Consider the following 14975-nt stretch of genomic DNA (forward strand, 5'->3'; position numbering starts at 1 on the left):
TTTGAGGGGTTAAGGCTCCCAGTAGACGACTGGGTTGATAGGCCAGATCTGGAAGCCCGGTAACGGGTGGAGGTGACTGGTACTAATAGGCCGAGGGCTTGTCCTCAGTTGCTCGCGTCCACTGTGTAGTTCCCAGACAACGAACGGTTGTGCTGGCTGAACAGTTTCACTAATCAATTGAATAGTGTGCTAGTTCGCTGCCCGTTCGAGATCTCGCTTTATTGCGGGGTGTCTGAAAGGGTTTCGGTGGCCATAGCGTGAGGGAAACGCCCGGTAACATTTCGAACCCGGAAGCTAAGCCTTACAGCGCCGATGGTACTGCAGGGGGGACCCTGTGGGAGAGTAGGACGCCGCCGAACAAAATTTGAGGACCTCTGGTCCCAGCGACTCGCTGGGACCAGAGGTCCTTTTTTGTTTTTCCGAAGCGCACCGGGTACTCGGCTGCGCGAGAATGAAGTTGCGGTACCGATGACAGGAGTCACCATGTCCACCAACTCTCCCGACGAGCGACCGGAGCGCGATCAGCGCCGCCGGGACAGTGGTGACCGCGGCGGCTACCGCGGAGGTCCGCGCCGTGACAACGACCGTGGTGGCTCCGGCCGACGTGACGATCGCCGTGATGACAGCCGTGGTGACAACCGCGGTGGCGGTGACCGTGGCGGGTTCCGGCATGACGACAGTCGCGGTGCCGGAGGTGGCACTGGTGCTCCTCGGCGTGAGGGGGACCGGCCCGCGTTCCGCCGTGACGACCGGCGTGATGACAGCCGTGGTGGCGGGGACCGGGGCGGTGACCGCGGTGGTTTCCGTCGGGACGACAACCGCGGTGGTGGCGGATTCCGTGGGCGTGACGACCGCGACCGTGGAGGCCGTCCGCCGGCCCGTCGCGACGACCGCCCCGGTGGTCCGAGCCGTGATGACCGTGAGCGTGGTGGGTTCCGGCGTGAGGGGGATCGGCCGACGTTCCGGCGTGACGACAGTCGCGGTGCCGGAGGCGGCACTGGTGCTCCTCGGCGTGAGGGGGACCGGCCCGCGTTCCGCCGTGACGACCGGCGTGATGACAGCCGTGGTGGCGGGGACCGGGGCGGTGACCGCGGTGGTTTCCGTCGGGACGACGAGCGGAGCGGCCCTCGCCGCGATGACAGCCGTGGTGGCGGCGATCGTGGCGGCTTCCGCCGCGATGATCGTCGGGGTGACGACCGTGGCGGCTACGGACGGCGCGACGATCGCCGTGATGACGGCCGTGGTGGCGGTGACCGTGGCGGTTTCCGTCGCGATGACAATCGTAGTGGTGGCGATCGTGGTGCCCCTCGGCGTGAGGGTGATCGTCCGGCGTTCCGCCGTGATGACCGTGAGCGTGGTGGGTTCCGGCGTGAGGGGGATCGGCCGACGTTCCGGCGTGACGACAGTCGCGGTGCCGGAGGCGGCACTGGTGCTCCTCGGCGTGAGGGGGACCGTCCGGCCTTCCGCCGTGACGACCGGCGGGACGATGACCGTGGTGGTTTCCGTCGCGAAGACCGGCCCAGTGGGCCTAGCCGTGGCGACCGCGGTGGTTCTGGCCATCGCGACGACCGTCGCAGCGATGACCGTGGTGGTTTCCGTCGTGATGACAGCCGCGGTGGCGGCGACCGGGGCGGTGACCGTGGTGGTTTCCGTCGCGATGACAATCGTGGCGGTGGCGGTCGTGGCGGCTTCCGCCGCGACGACCGTAAGGACGACCGGCGTGATGATCGCCCCGGCGGCGACCGTGGCGGCTTCGGCCGGCCGGACGACAGGCGGGACGACAGCCGCGGTGGCGGCGACCGTGGCGGTGACCGCGGTGGGTTCCGTCGGGACGACACCCGTGGCGGTGGCGGATTCCGTGGCCGTGATGACCGCGGACGGGACGACCGCGGCCGCGGGGGACCGCGTCGCGACGACAGCCGTGGTCGCCCCGGCGGAGGCTTCCGGGGCCGGGACGACGGTCGGGGCGACGACCGCCGTGGCGGTGGCCGTTTCCGCGAGGAGCGGGAGCGGGACCGCGAGCCGATCAAGCGGCTGCCGATTCCGGACGACGTCACGGGCGAGGAGATCGACAAGGACGTACGCCAGGAGTTGATGAGCCTGCCGAAGGGGCTTGCCGAGGACGTCTCCAGGAATCTGGTGATGGTGGCCCGGCTCATAGACGAGGACCCCGAGGGCGCGTACGGCTACTCCAGGGTGGCGTTGCGGCTGGCGTCGCGTGTGGCTGCCGTGCGGGAGGCGGCCGGGTTCGCCGCGTACGCGAACCAGAAGTTCAGCGAGGCGCTTGCCGAGTTCCGCGCTGCCCGGCGCATGACCGGCAACGTGGACCTGTGGCCCGTCATGGCGGACTGTGAGCGCGGGCTCGGGCGCCCGGAAAAGGCGCTGGAGATGGCCGGGGCCCCCGAGGTGCAGAAGCTCGACAAGGCCGGTCAGGTCGAAATGCGGCTCGTGGCGGCCGGTGCGCGGCGGGACATGGACCAGCTCGACGCGGCCATCGTCACGTTGCAGAGCCCCGAGCTGGCGTCGAACTCCGTGCAGCCCTGGACCGCGCGGCTGCGTTACGCCTACGCGGACGCGTTGCTCGCGGCCGGTCGTGAGGATGAGGCGCGCGAGTGGTTCGCCAAGGCCGTCGAGTCCGACAAGGACGGCAGCACGGACGCGTCGGACCGGCTGGCGGAGCTGGAGGGCGTCGAGTTCGTCGACGCTTTCGACGACAGCGACGGTGACGTCGACGTCGAGCCTGTGACCGATTCCGTGGTGGTCTCCGAGGCTCCGGCGACCGAGCCGGCCAAGGACGGCTCGGAGGACGACTCAGACGACCCGGAGGACCAGGACAAGGACGGGAACGACGACAAGGACGGCCTGGAAGGGCTGACGTCCGCGTAGGCGGCGTACGAGCAGACGGGCGGGATCCCCACGGGGGTCCCGCCCGTTCGTGTTTCAGAGGCCGAGCGCGCGCAGCACCAGGCCCGATGCCGGCTTCGGGCCGAACGACGTCGACTTGCGGGGCATCGTGATGCCCTGGCCCGCGAGGTCGCGTACGACCTCCTCGCGGACCGGGTGCATCAGGACGGCCGTGCCGCCGTCGCGCTCGGCCTTGGCGACCGTGGCGGCCGTGTCGTGGATGTACGCGATGTGCTCCGGGACGTCCGGGATCCGCCAGACATGGTCGAGGAGTGTGGCGTGCAGGACCGTGGCGTCGAGGGTGCGCCAGGCTTCCGGGCGGTCGGCCGGGATCGTACGGGCCAGCAGGTCCGGGGACGGGCGGTCGACGAGGTGGAAGGCGCCGTCGCCCGCGAGGAGGTAGGCGTTTCCTTCGGTGGCCGCTGCGGAGAGGGCCTCCAGGGCTTCGGGGAGAGGGCCGTCGACTTGGCGTACGCGGAAGGAGTCGCCGAGGGCGGCGAGGGCGTCGGCCAGCGGGAGGCGGTGGAGGAGGCGGTGTATCGCGCGGACGCGGAGCGGGTAGCGGGCAGTGTCGACGAGGAGCACCAGGCCGAAGTCCCAGGGGCTGGGGGAGGGGTGTTCGGCGCGTAGGCGCAGGTACGTCGCCCAGCGGTGGTGGCCGTCCGCGATGAGGGCCTGGTGGCAGGACAGGTCGGTCTGGATCTCGGACATGTCCGCCGGGTCGGTCACCGCCCACAGACGGTGGCTGAATCCGTCCTCCGTCGTGGTGGAGAGAAGGGGCGGGCGGTGGGCGGCGCGTTCGATGACGGCCGTCGTGCCGGAGGCCGTGCCGTTGCCGCGGTAGGTCAGCAGCAGGGGTTCGAGGTTCGCGGAGGTGGCGCGCATCAAGTCCGCGCGGTCCGCGACGACGTGCGGCATGACGTCCTCGTGCGGCAGGACCACACCGTCCGACGGCTCCGAGAGGCGGAGGGCGCCGATGATGCCGCGTTGCAGCATGCCGTCGTCCGCGCGCTGCTCGTAGACGTACAGGCCCGGCTCGGTGTCCGTGGTCAGGATGCCTTCGGACAGCCAGAGGTCCAGGGTGTCCGCCGCCTGCTGGTTGCGTGCGGTGGGGGTGCCGTCCTGGGGGAGTATCAGCCGGACGATGTTGTGCGGGTCGGCCGATTCGAGGTGGAGCAGGCCGTCGGGCCGGACGACCACGTCGTACGGCGGGGAGGTGACGGCGGAGAGGCTGCCGACCCGGTCGGGGTCGTAGCGGAGGCCCCGGAACGGGGTCAGATCAAGGCCCATGCGTGCCGGTACGTCCGCGGGACCTGCAGTGTTCATTGAGGCATCGTAAGTGTGTCAGTGGCATGCGGGATGATCGGGGGAATGGGATCGGATGAGGAGCGATGTGTAATGAGGCAGACCGTGCGGACGGGCCCCGAGGGCAGTGACCGGGCCCTGAGCGAGGCGTACGACACGGCGCTGCTCGACCTGGACGGGGTGGTGTACGCGGGTGGGAACGCGATCGCGTACGCGATCGAGTCGCTCGCCACGGCCCGTACGGGCGGGATGCGTCTCGCATACGTCACGAACAACGCGCTGCGGACGCCAGACACCGTGGCGGAGCACCTCACCGAGCTGGGGATACCGACCGAGGAGTCGGACGTCATCACCTCGGCGCAGGCCGCCGCTCGGCTGATCAGCGAGCAGGTGCCCGAGGGTGCGCGGGTGCTGGTGATCGGCGGGGACGGACTGCGGGTAGCACTGCGCGAGCGCGGGCTCGAGCCGGTCGAGTCGGCCGAGGACGAGCCGGTGGCTGTCGTGCAGGGGTACGGGGGGCCGGATCTGCCGTGGGGGCGCTTCGCGGAGGCCTGTTACGCCATCGCGCGTGGGGTGCCGTGGTTCGCGTCCAACACCGACCTGACGATTCCCAGTGCGCGCGGGATCGCCCCGGGCAATGGGGCGGCCGTGGAGGTCGTACGCATCGCCACGGGCGCTGAGCCGCAGGTGGCGGGCAAGCCGTTGCCGCCGATGCACCGCGAGACGATCCTGCGGACCGGGGCTGTGCGGCCGCTTGTGGTCGGGGACCGGCTCGACACGGACATCGAGGGGGCGTTCAACGGTGAGGTGGACTCGCTGCTCGTGCTGACCGGGGTGACGGACGGTGCGCAGCTGCTTGCCGCGCCGCCGGAGCACCGGCCGACGTATGTCGACGCGGATCTGCGGGGGCTGTTGACCGGGCAGCCCGGGGTCGTGGAGGCGGGCGACGGGTTCCGGTGCGGGGGCTGGACCGCCACGGCCGGGAGCGAGCGGCTGGAACTGGAGGGTGAGGGTGAGGCGCTCGACGGGCTGCGGGCGCTGTGTGCCGCCGCCTGGACAGCAGCTGGTGACGGGGCGTGCGAGCTGGACGGGGGCAAGGCGTTGGCGCGACTGGGGCTTTGAGTGGGGCTTCAGGGACAACTGGGGCTTGAGGGGCCGACCTTGGGGACGGTGGGCCCGGGGTCTCAAGGCGGGTGATTACGCAGGTCACCGCGCGCGTTCGAGCTCGGCAGGGAGGGTAGGCTAACCTAACCACGTGTTGGTCGACAGTCCCCCCGAACCGCGCGCGGAGACCGCCCCCGTGCCCCCAGCCCGCAGGGCGATACGGGCCGCTGGGCTGTTCGTGTCGCTCGCTGTGCTGGTGCTCATCGCCTTGGCGAGCATCGCGATCGGCGCGAAAGAGCTGTCCCTGGACCAGGTCTGGCACGGCCTGTTCGAGGACACGGACACGTACGGCGATGTCGTGGTGAACGAGAGGTTGTCGCGTACGGTCCTCGGGCTGCTCGTCGGCGGCGCGCTAGGCCTTGCCGGGGCCGTCCTCCAGGCACTCACCCGCAATCCGCTGGCCGACCCCGGGCTGCTCGGCATCAACGCGGGCGCGTCCGCCGCGGTCGTCACGGCCATCACCTTCTTCGGTGTCACCTCGCTGAGCGGCTATGTGTGGTTCGCCTTCGCGGGCGCGGCCGTCGTCGGGGCGCTGGTGTACTTCCTCGGCGGCAGCAGGGGCGCGACGCCGGTTCGGCTCGCGCTCGCCGGCACCGCGATCAGCGCCGCCCTCTACGGCTATCTGCAGGCCGTGATGATCATGGACGAGGCGGCGCTCGGCAAGATGCGCTTCTGGACGGTCGGTTCACTGGCCTCGGCCACCGACAGGACAATCGAGCAGGTGCTGCCGTTCCTCGCGGTCGGCACGGTTCTCGCGCTCGCGCTCGCCCGGCCGCTGAACGCCATGGCCATGGGCGACGACACCGCCCGCTCGCTCGGCGCGCATCTGGGCCGTACCCGCGCGCTGTCCATGGCCGCCGCGACCCTGCTGTGCGGGGCAGCGACGGCCGCCTGCGGGCCGATCGCGTTCGTCGGGCTGATGGTTCCGCACCTCGTACGGTCCTTCACCGGGCCCGACCTGCGCTGGATCCTGCCCTACGCCGCCGTGCTCTCGCCCGTGCTGCTGCTGGGCGCCGACGTCCTCGGGCGGATGGTCGCGCGGCCCTCGGAGCTTCAGGTCGGCATCGTCACGGCGATCCTCGGCGGTCCGGTCTTCATCTTTCTCGTACGACGGCGGAGGACGGCGCAGCTGTGAAGGCTCCACGCAACCGGGCCGAACTCCGGCAGGCCGAATACCCAAAGACCGAAGACTCGAAGACCGAAGACCCGAAGTCCGAAGGTCCGAGGACCGAATCCCCGCAGGTCGAACGCCCGCTGGGCGGACGCGATCACGTCGGACGCGATCAGGCCGGGCGCGATCTGGCGACACCCGCCCGGTCCTTCCGCGGGCGGACGGTCCGTGCCGGCGGTGGGCTGTCGGTCCGCGTCGACGTCCGTGCGTTCACGGTCGTGGCCCTGTTGATGGTGGCCGCGCTCGCCGCGAGCGTCGTACTCATCGGCACCGGCGACTTCCCGATTCCCGCCGGGGACGTTCTCAAGACGTTGCTCGGGAACGGCGACGCGGGCCAGGAATTCATCGTCAACGAGCTGCGGCTGCCGCGGGTCATGGTCGGGCTCCTGGTGGGCACCTCGCTCGGGCTCGGCGGCGCGCTCTTCCAGGCCATCTCCCGCAATCCGCTGGGCAGTCCGGACGTGCTCGGCCTCGGGCAGGGGGCGACGGCCGGCGCGCTCGTGATGATCGTGCTGTTCTCGGGGAGCGCCACCCAGGTCGCCCTCGGGGCACTGGCCGGCGGTCTGGTGACCGGACTGGCCATTTATGTGCTCGCCTGGAAGCAGGGAGTGCATGGATATCGACTGGTTCTGGTCGGTATCGGTGTCGCCGCGATCCTCACGGCCGTCAACGGCTATCTGATGACCAGGGCCGACATCGTCGACGCGGCCCGTGCGGTCGTGTGGATGACCGGCTCGCTCAACGGCCGTGACTGGGACCAGGTATGGCCACTGCTCGGCCTGTGCGTCGTCCTCGTGCCGCTTGTGCTCGGCAATGCGCGTGAGCTGCGCATGCTGGAGATGGGCGACGACACGGCGTACGCGCTCGGGGTGCGGGTCGAGCGGACGCGGCTGGTGCTGTTGGTGGCCGCCGTGCTGCTCACCGCGGCCGCCACCGCCGCCGCGGGCCCGGTCGGCTTCGTCGCGCTCACCGCGCCACAGCTCGCCCGGCGCCTCACCCGCTCGCCCGGACCGAACCTGGTGCCCGCGATGTGCATGGGCGCCACCCTGCTGATCGTCGCGGACTGGGCCTCGCAACGGGCCTTCGGCGCCGACCAGCTGCCCGTCGGCGTGGTGACAGGAGTGCTCGGCGGTGTCTATCTGCTGTGGCTCCTGGTCACCGAGCGCAAGGCGGGCCGGATATGAACACCCGAAGGAGCACTGTGAACCGCCTGTCCGCCGAGAGCGTCACCCTCGCCTACGACCAGCGCGTCATCACCGAACAGCTGTCGGTCGAGATACCGGACAACTCCTTCACCGTGATCGTCGGCCCGAACGCCTGCGGCAAGTCCACGCTGCTGCGCGCGCTCTCCCGGATGCTGAAGCCGAACCAGGGACGGGTGCTCCTTGACGGGCAGGTCATCCAGTCGATGCCCGCGAAGAAGGTGGCCAGGACGCTCGGGCTGCTGCCGCAGTCGTCGATCGCGCCGGACGGGATCACGGTCGGCGACCTGGTGGGCCGCGGCCGCTACCCGCACCAGGGGCTGCTGCGCCAGTGGTCGACCGAGGACGAGCGGATCGTGCGCGAGTCGATGGCCTCGACGGGGGTCGCCGAACTGGCCGACCGCTATGTCGACGAACTCTCCGGAGGCCAGCGCCAGCGCGTCTGGATCGCCATGGCGCTCGCCCAGCAGACCCCGCTGCTGCTGCTCGACGAGCCGACCACCTATCTTGACATCCAGCACCAGATCGACGTACTCGACCTGTGCGCGGAACTCCACGAGGAGCAGGGCCGCACCCTGGTCGCCGTGCTGCACGACCTCAACCACGCCGCCCGGTACGCCACGCACCTGATCGCCCTGCGCGAGGGCTCGGTCGTCGCCGAGGGCAGGCCGTCGGACATCGTCACCGCGGAGCTGGTCGAGGAGGTCTTCGGGCTGCGCTGCCAGGTCATCGACGACCCGGAGACGGGCACGCCGCTGGTGGTGCCGGCGGCGCGGAAGGTACGTACGACCGCCGCCGGCAGCGTCGCCAAGGGTTCCTGAACGGGACCCGGAGGGTCAGAGCAGTTTTCTGAGCCGGAGCAGGTCCCGCAGGCTCGCCTCGAATCTGACCCGGCCCGAGCCCCAGGCCTTGGCGAAGTTCAGCTCGCCGTCGACCATCGCGACCAGGTCGTCGCCGGCCATCGTGAGCCGGATCTCGGCCTTCTCGGGCGGAGGGCCCTGGACCGTGTCGAGCACCTGGATCCGGCCGTCCTTGAGGCGGCCGACGAAGGTGATGTCGAGGTCGGTGATACGGCAGGTCAGCGAGCGGTCCAGGGCGGCCGCGCTGCGCACGTCGCCCTCCGCGTGCGCCATGTTGTCCGAGAGCTTGTCGAGTGCGCTGCGGCACTCCTCAATCGTCGCCATCGTGATCGACGGTACCGCAGCGCTTCGCGGTAGCGTCAGGGCATGAGCCACTCCATGACCGGCCCGGAGACGGAGCCCCTCGGTACGGCGCCCCTCGGTACGGCGCCCTTCGGTGCGGACGCCGACGTTCCGGAGCCCTCCGTGCCGGAGGATGATGTTCCGGTCGAGCCCGGGGCGGAGCCCGACCCGGAGCCGGTGCTCCCTGTCGAACCCGAGTACGACCCCGCGGCCCCGGCCCCGCTGAACGTGTCGCGCGCGCCCACGGGCTACGCCGACGTCGACGCCCAGCTCGACCGGCTGGCCGACGCGGACCACCTCGCCACGGACGGGCACATGGAGGTGTACGAGGATGTACACAGGGGGCTGCGCGACGCGCTCACCGCGCTCGACGCCCGCCCGGGACCTCCGGTGCCCCCGACGACGTACAGCAGTAGGAGCTGAACCGAACGTGGCAGGAGTGGCACGACGCCGCCTCGACGCCGAGCTGGTCCGACGGAAGCTCGCGCGCTCGCGCGAGCACGCCGGTCAGCTGATCGCCGCCGGGCGGGTCTCCGTCGGCAAGACCCTCGCGACCAAGCCCGCCACCCAGGTGGAGACCGCTGCCGCCATCCTGGTAGCCGAGGACGCCAACGACCCCGACTACGTCTCGCGCGGCGGCCACAAGCTCGCGGGAGCACTGGAGGCTTTCGTTCCGCTCGGCCTGGAGGTCGAGGGACGGCGAGCTCTGGACGCCGGCGCCTCGACCGGCGGTTTCACCGATGTACTGCTGCGGGCGGGGGCCGCCCATGTCGTCGCCGTGGATGTCGGCTACGGGCAGCTGGCGTGGTCTCTCCAGAGCGATGAACGGGTCACCGTCAAGGACCGTACGAACGTACGCGAGTTGACGTTGGAGGCGATCGATGGGGAGCCGGTGGATCTTATTGTCGGTGACTTGTCCTTCATTCCGCTCGGCCTGGTGCTGCCCGCCCTTGTGCGGTGCGCGGCACCTGATGCCGACCTGGTGATGATGGTCAAGCCGCAGTTCGAGGTGGGCAAGGAACGGCTCGGGAGCGGCGGCGTGGTCCGCAGCACCGAGCTGCGGGCGGACGCCGTGCGCGGTGTGGCCCGGCGGGCGGGGGAGCTGGGACTCGGAGTGAAGGGCGTGACGGCCAGCCCGCTGCCCGGGCCCTCCGGGAATGTCGAGTACTTTCTGTGGCTGCGTGCCGGGGCACCCGCACTGGACCCGGCCGACGTTGACCGTGCAGTGGCGGAGGGGCCGCGTTGACACAGACCCGAGCTCGTACTGTTTTCCTGCTTGCCCACACCGGACGGCCCGCGGCCATCCGGAGTGCCGAACTCGTCGTGCAGGGGCTGTTGCGCTCCGGACTCGGCGTACGGGTCCTCGAGGCGGAGGCGGCCGACCTGCCGCTGCCGCCGACGGTGGAGCTCGTCAAGGAGGCGACTCCCGAGTGCCTCGACGGGTGCGAGCTGCTGATCGTCCTCGGCGGGGACGGGACGCTGCTGCGCGGCGCCGAGTTCGCCCGCGCCTCCGGGGTGCCGATGCTCGGCGTCAACCTCGGGCGCGTCGGCTTCCTCGCGGAGGCTGAGCGCGACGACCTCGACAAGGTCGTCGACCGCGTGGTGACCAGGGCGTACGAGGTCGAGGAGCGCATGACCGTCGACGTCGTCGTGCACAGCAACGGCGATGTCGTGCACACGGACTGGGCGCTGAACGAAGCCGCCGTGCAGAAGGCGGGGGCCGAGAAGCTGCTCGAGGTCGTGCTGGAGATCGACGGGCGGCCCGTGACCGGCTTCGGCTGCGACGGCATAGTCTGCGCGACGCCCACCGGGTCGACGGCGTACGCGTTCTCCGCCGGCGGGCCCGTGGTGTGGCCGGAGGTCGAGGCGCTGCTCATGGTGCCGATCAGCGCGCACGCCCTGTTCGCCAAGCCGCTCGTGACCTCGCCGAACTCCGTGCTGGCCGTGGAGATACTGCCCCACATCCCGCCCGGGGTCCTGTGGTGCGACGGCCGCCGCACGATCGAGCTCCCGCCCGGCGCCCGAGTCGAGGTCCGCCGCGGTGCTGTGCCGGTGCGGCTGGCCCGGCTGCACCACGCGTCGTTCACCGACCGGCTCGTCGCGAAGTTCGCGCTGCCGGTGGCGGGGTGGCGGGGCGCTCCGCACTGAGCGAAGGTGCCCTCCGCGCTGAGCGGAGGGCACCACAGGTGTGTGGAAGGCGGGCATTCCGGTCAACGGGCGTGGCCCCTGGGAGTGACCCCGGGCGTCGTACGCACCTGGCCCTTTGTGTAGGGACTGGGGCGGCGTCGCGCCGGGTGGGCGAAACCTCGTAAGGTCATGTCCGTGTTGGAGGAGATGCGGATACGGTCGCTCGGAGTCATCGACGACGCGGTCGTGGAGCTGTCACCCGGCTTCACCGCCGTGACCGGTGAGACCGGCGCGGGCAAGACGATGGTGGTCACCAGCCTGGGCCTGCTGCTGGGCGGACGCGCCGACGCGGCCCTCGTACGGATCGGGGCCAAGAACGCGGTCGTGGAGGGGCGGATCACCGTGGCCGAGGGCGCCTCGGCCGCCGTTCGCGCCGAGGAGGCGGGCGCCGAGCTCGACGACGGGACGCTGCTCATCAGCCGTACCGTGTCCGCGGAGGGCCGCTCGCGCGCGCACCTGGGCGGGCGTTCCGTGCCCGTGGGGGTGCTCGCCGAACTCGCCGACGAGCTCGTGGCCGTGCACGGCCAGACCGACCAGCAGGGGCTGCTCAAGCTGTCCCGGCAGCGGCAGGCCCTCGACCGGTACGCGGGCGACGCGGTCGCCGTGCCGCTCGCCAAGTACGCGGGCGCGTACCGGCGGCTGCGCGCCATCTCCGCGGAGCTCGACGAGATCACCACGCGCGCGCGTGAACGCGCCCAGGAAGCCGACATGCTCCGCTTCGGGCTCGACGAGATCGCGGCGGTGGAGCCGCGGGCCGGCGAGGACGTGGAGCTGGCCGCGGAGGCCGAGCGGCTCGGCCACGCGGAGGCGCTCGCGTCCGCCGCCACGGCGGCGCACGCGGCCCTCGCCGGAAATCCCGAGGACCCGGAGGGCATCGACGCCGCGACACTCGTCGCGGGCGCGCACCGGGCCCTTGAGGCCGTACGGTCCCACGACTCGGCTCTCGGCGCGCTCGCCGGCCGCATAGGGGAGATCGGGATCCTGCTGGGCGACGTGGCGGGGGAGCTGGCGGGGTATGCCGACGACCTCGACGCGGATCCGCTGCGGCTCGCGGCGGTGGAGGAGCGGCGGGCCGCGCTGACCGCGCTGACGCGGAAGTACGGGGAGGACGTTGCCGCCGTGCTGGCCTGGGCCGAGCAAGGGGCCGCGCGGCTCATGGAGTTGGAGGGCGACGACGACCGGCTCGGCGAACTCACCGCCGAGCGGGACGCTCTGCGGGCCGAACTGGGCGGACTGGCCCAGGCGTTGACGGACGCCCGCACGGAGGCCGCCGAACGCTTCGCCGCGGCCGTGACCGCCGAGCTGGCCTCGCTGGCCATGCCGCACGCGCGCGTGTCGTTCGAGATCCGCCAGACCGAGGACCCGGAGGGCGTGGAGGTCGGCGGGCGTCCGGTCGCGTACGGTCCGGCGGGCGCCGATGAGGTGGAGCTGCTGCTGGCCCCGCACCCCGGCGCCCCGCCGCGGCCCATCGCCAAGGGCGCGTCCGGTGGTGAGCTGTCGCGCGTCATGCTCGCGGTCGAGGTCGTCTTCGCGGGTACGGACCCCGTGCCCACGTACCTCTTCGACGAGGTCGACGCGGGCGTCGGCGGCAAGGCCGCGGTCGAGATCGGCCGCCGTCTCGCCCGGCTCGCCAAAACTGCGCAGGTCGTCGTCGTCACGCACCTGCCGCAAGTGGCCGCGTTCGCCGACCGGCAGCTGCTCGTCGAGAAGACCAACGACGGGTCGGTCACCCGGTCCGGCGTGAAGGTCCTCGAAGGCGAGGCACGGATCCGCGAGCTGTCCCGGATGCTGGCGGGTCAGGAGGACTCGGAGACGGCTCGGGCGCACGCGGAGGAGTTGCTGGCGACGGCTCGGGCGGACGGGTAGTCCGTAGTCCGCTGGATGAGCCGGGGGGAGGAGCCGCATGCCGTGACAGCCCCGGGTCCCTTGCGGGGCTGTCATTTCCTGCCGGTCACGCGTTTGCGCGCGACGTTGTAGGCCCACGCGTATGTCGATGCCTTCTTCTCGACGGCGAAATGGCGTCCGGTGGCCCTGTCCAGGACTTGATGGAACTCTTCCATCAAAGAAGCCCAGTCCGCTGTGGCGAAATCGCTGTCGGTCCAGCCGTAGAGCGATTTCAGCTCGTGTTTCACGGCTGAGAAGAACGACCGGGGCTCACGCTTTTCCCTGCCGATGAGCGTGCCGTTTCGCCCCAACCAGTCCTGGACCTCCGCAGGGGCGTCCAGCCACTTGTCCGGACTGTCCCTGAGCTCGGCGTAGTCCACCCAGGCCCAGAAACTCTCGGCATCGGCCACGTCCGGCGCCTCGGCGTGATGAGCGGCGCACAGCAGGGCGAAGTTCCGTACGTCCATGGAGCCGCCGAGTTGGGACGGTACGACGTGAGCGCGCTCCACCGGGGTGCGCCAGCACACCAGGCAGGCGGCTTTTTCCATGCCCAAGTAGTCGACGATGGCCTGCACGGTGGGCGGTGACTTGCGGTCGGCGGGCGTACGTTCACGTGGCTTGACGTCGAGCGTTGTGGTGTCGTAGCCGTAGTTGCCGCCGTCGTCCGGGTAGTTGATCCGCAGGAAGGCCGGGATGTCGTCGCACTGTGGGTTCTTGGTCCGGATGTCGACGAACGGCGTGTGGATCTCCGTCAAGTACTTCCCCATGAAGCCCAGTGCGAATTCCCGCATCAGCTCGTAGGCGTCGTGGTCGTAGCCGCCCGCTTCGTTGCGATGTCCCTGCACGTCGAGATAGAGAAACCTCGGCGCGCCCGGGGACTGCTTCTGGGCCGCCTGCACACATTCGAAGATGCGCTGGGCGCTGCGCTCGAAATTCTCGTACACCTTCATGTCGTGGTAGATCGCCACTGCCTTCTTGGCAGGTGACTTGCGTGTCCGCTGCCTTGTCTTCCTGGCCATGCGTCCCCCCGGTGAGCTACTTCTGACGACATGAAACGCATCGTGACAGACGGCACTGACAATCCTCGGTCCAATCCTCAGTCAGAGCCGGGGAACCGTCCTTCCGTAGGGTGGTTCGCGTGATCACTCGCCTACGTCGCAGCACCGCGTTCGCCCTCTCCGCCGGAGGCACCCTCGCCGGGATCGGGGTGCTGCGCTCCCGGGCGCCCGGCGGGCGTGAGCGGTGGGAGCGGACGAACTACGCCGGGCGCACCGTCGAGTTGTACGCGGGGCCCGCGGCCGCCGCCGCGCTGGCGGTCGCGTGCGAAGCGGGATGGAGGTCTCCCCGGGCGGCGGCTGGGGGCGGGCGGAGCCGAGGGGCCGCCGCCCTCGCCGTGGTCGTCGCCGGCGTGTGCGGGGCGTACGACGACGTTGTGGGGGCTGGAGACGCGCGGCGGGGCTTCCGGGCGCATCTGATGGCGCTGCGGGACGGGGAAGTCACCAGCGGGACGGTCAAGTTGTTCGGGATCTCGGCGGCCGGGCTCGGCGCGGGGGCGCTGCTCAAGGAGCGGCCGCTGGACAAGCTGTTGGCGGGAGTGGTGATCGCGGGAAGCGCGCATCTGGTCAACCTCTTGGACGTACGCCCCGGGAGGGCTGCCGGAGCCGTGCTCGCGCTGGGGGCGCCAGGGTTGCTGCGGACAGGGCCCGCGGGGGAGCTGTCCGCCGCCGCGATGGGGGCCGCGGCGGCCGTGCTCCCCGATGACCTGGGCGAACGCGCGATGATCGGCGACGCGGGGGCACATGCCCTGGGGGCCGCTCTCGGTACAGCGATCGTCGTGGGCAACGGCCGCGCCGGGCTCCTCGCGCACGTCGCCGCGGTGGTGGCCGCGGCCGTGTACGGGGACGAAGTGAGCGAGGCCGCACGATCGTTGCGGGCGGGCAAGGGGCGGGCAAGGGG

The 14975-nt window shown here is 71.0% G+C and carries 13 protein-coding genes, 2 rRNA genes and 1 pseudogene; 13 read left to right on the forward strand and 3 right to left on the reverse strand.

Annotated features, from left to right (window positions below):
- The 4 genes and pseudogenes from ACTWQR_RS53760 to ACTWQR_RS53775 all read left to right on the forward strand — a co-directional run.
- Window positions 1–106: ribosomal RNA gene (locus ACTWQR_RS53760) — 23S ribosomal RNA — on the forward strand; the annotation flags it as partial.
- 136 nt (window positions 107–242) lie between these two features.
- A 5S ribosomal RNA gene (gene rrf / locus ACTWQR_RS53765) occupies window positions 243–359 on the forward strand.
- A 109-nt stretch (window positions 360–468) separates the two neighbouring features.
- Window positions 469–1473 (forward strand): annotated as a pseudogene (locus ACTWQR_RS53770) (hypothetical protein); the annotation flags it as partial.
- 561 nt (window positions 1474–2034) lie between these two features.
- Window positions 2035–2886 (forward strand): hypothetical protein, encoded by an 852-nt coding sequence (locus ACTWQR_RS53775; RefSeq protein ID WP_443234687.1) that lies wholly within the window; start codon window positions 2035–2037, stop codon window positions 2884–2886.
- 54 nt (window positions 2887–2940) lie between these two features.
- Here ACTWQR_RS53775 and ACTWQR_RS53780 read toward each other — a convergent pair whose 3' ends face one another.
- Window positions 2941–4230, reverse strand: coding sequence for a DUF1015 family protein (locus ACTWQR_RS53780; RefSeq protein WP_443234677.1), 1290 nt, complete (start codon window positions 4228–4230; stop codon window positions 2941–2943).
- A gap of 72 nt (window positions 4231–4302) precedes the next feature.
- Here ACTWQR_RS53780 and ACTWQR_RS53785 point away from each other — a divergent pair, with 72 nt between their 5' ends.
- From ACTWQR_RS53785 to ACTWQR_RS53800, 4 genes are all read left to right on the forward strand, one after another.
- Window positions 4303–5331 (forward strand): HAD hydrolase-like protein, encoded by a 1029-nt coding sequence (locus ACTWQR_RS53785; RefSeq protein WP_443234678.1) that lies wholly within the window; start codon window positions 4303–4305, stop codon window positions 5329–5331.
- Window positions 5332–5464: 133 nt separating this feature from the next.
- On the forward strand, window positions 5465–6508 hold the full coding sequence (locus ACTWQR_RS53790; RefSeq protein ID WP_443234679.1) for a FecCD family ABC transporter permease: 1044 nt from the start codon (window positions 5465–5467) through the stop codon (window positions 6506–6508).
- A 164-nt stretch (window positions 6509–6672) separates the two neighbouring features.
- The gene (locus ACTWQR_RS53795; protein WP_443234688.1) at window positions 6673–7728 is read left to right on the forward strand and encodes a FecCD family ABC transporter permease; all 1056 of its coding nucleotides are present in this window, start codon (window positions 6673–6675) and stop codon (window positions 7726–7728) included.
- Window positions 7725–8567, forward strand: coding sequence for an ABC transporter ATP-binding protein (locus tag ACTWQR_RS53800; protein WP_443234680.1), 843 nt, complete (start codon window positions 7725–7727; stop codon window positions 8565–8567). Before ACTWQR_RS53795 ends, ACTWQR_RS53800 begins: the two co-directional genes overlap by 4 nt.
- A 15-nt stretch (window positions 8568–8582) precedes the next feature.
- Here ACTWQR_RS53800 and ACTWQR_RS53805 read toward each other — a convergent pair whose 3' ends face one another.
- On the reverse strand, window positions 8583–8930 hold the full coding sequence (locus tag ACTWQR_RS53805; protein WP_443234681.1) for an SCP2 sterol-binding domain-containing protein: 348 nt from the start codon (window positions 8928–8930) through the stop codon (window positions 8583–8585).
- A 195-nt stretch (window positions 8931–9125) separates the two neighbouring features.
- Between ACTWQR_RS53805 and ACTWQR_RS53810 the strand changes: the two genes are divergently transcribed.
- The 4 genes from ACTWQR_RS53810 to recN all read left to right on the forward strand — a co-directional run bounded on the left by ACTWQR_RS53810 (window position 9126) and on the right by recN (window position 13001).
- Complete coding sequence (locus ACTWQR_RS53810; protein ID WP_443234689.1) at window positions 9126–9371, forward strand: hypothetical protein; 246 nt, start codon at window positions 9126–9128, stop codon at window positions 9369–9371.
- A gap of 7 nt (window positions 9372–9378) precedes the next feature.
- The gene (locus tag ACTWQR_RS53815) at window positions 9379–10194 is read left to right on the forward strand and encodes a TlyA family RNA methyltransferase (RefSeq protein ID WP_443234682.1); all 816 of its coding nucleotides are present in this window, start codon (window positions 9379–9381) and stop codon (window positions 10192–10194) included.
- Window positions 10191–11096, forward strand: a complete 906-nt coding sequence (locus ACTWQR_RS53820; RefSeq protein WP_443234683.1) for an NAD kinase — start codon at window positions 10191–10193, stop codon at window positions 11094–11096. Before ACTWQR_RS53815 ends, ACTWQR_RS53820 begins: the two co-directional genes overlap by 4 nt.
- A gap of 168 nt (window positions 11097–11264) precedes the next feature.
- On the forward strand, window positions 11265–13001 hold the full coding sequence (gene recN / locus ACTWQR_RS53825) for a DNA repair protein RecN (RefSeq protein WP_443234684.1): 1737 nt from the start codon (window positions 11265–11267) through the stop codon (window positions 12999–13001).
- A 71-nt stretch (window positions 13002–13072) separates the two neighbouring features.
- Here the strand turns inward: recN and ACTWQR_RS53830 are convergent, their stop codons facing one another.
- Complete coding sequence (locus ACTWQR_RS53830; protein WP_443234685.1) at window positions 13073–14038, reverse strand: hypothetical protein; 966 nt, start codon at window positions 14036–14038, stop codon at window positions 13073–13075.
- Window positions 14039–14157: 119 nt separating this feature from the next.
- On the opposite strand from ACTWQR_RS53830, the gene ACTWQR_RS53835 reads away from it, so the two are divergent.
- Window positions 14158–14975 (forward strand): hypothetical protein (locus ACTWQR_RS53835; RefSeq protein WP_443234686.1); only part of this gene is annotated, 818 nt, incomplete at its 3' end.

Source organism: Streptomyces sp. 2A115, assembly GCF_052245575.1.
GTDB lineage: Bacteria > Actinomycetota > Actinomycetes > Streptomycetales > Streptomycetaceae > Streptomyces.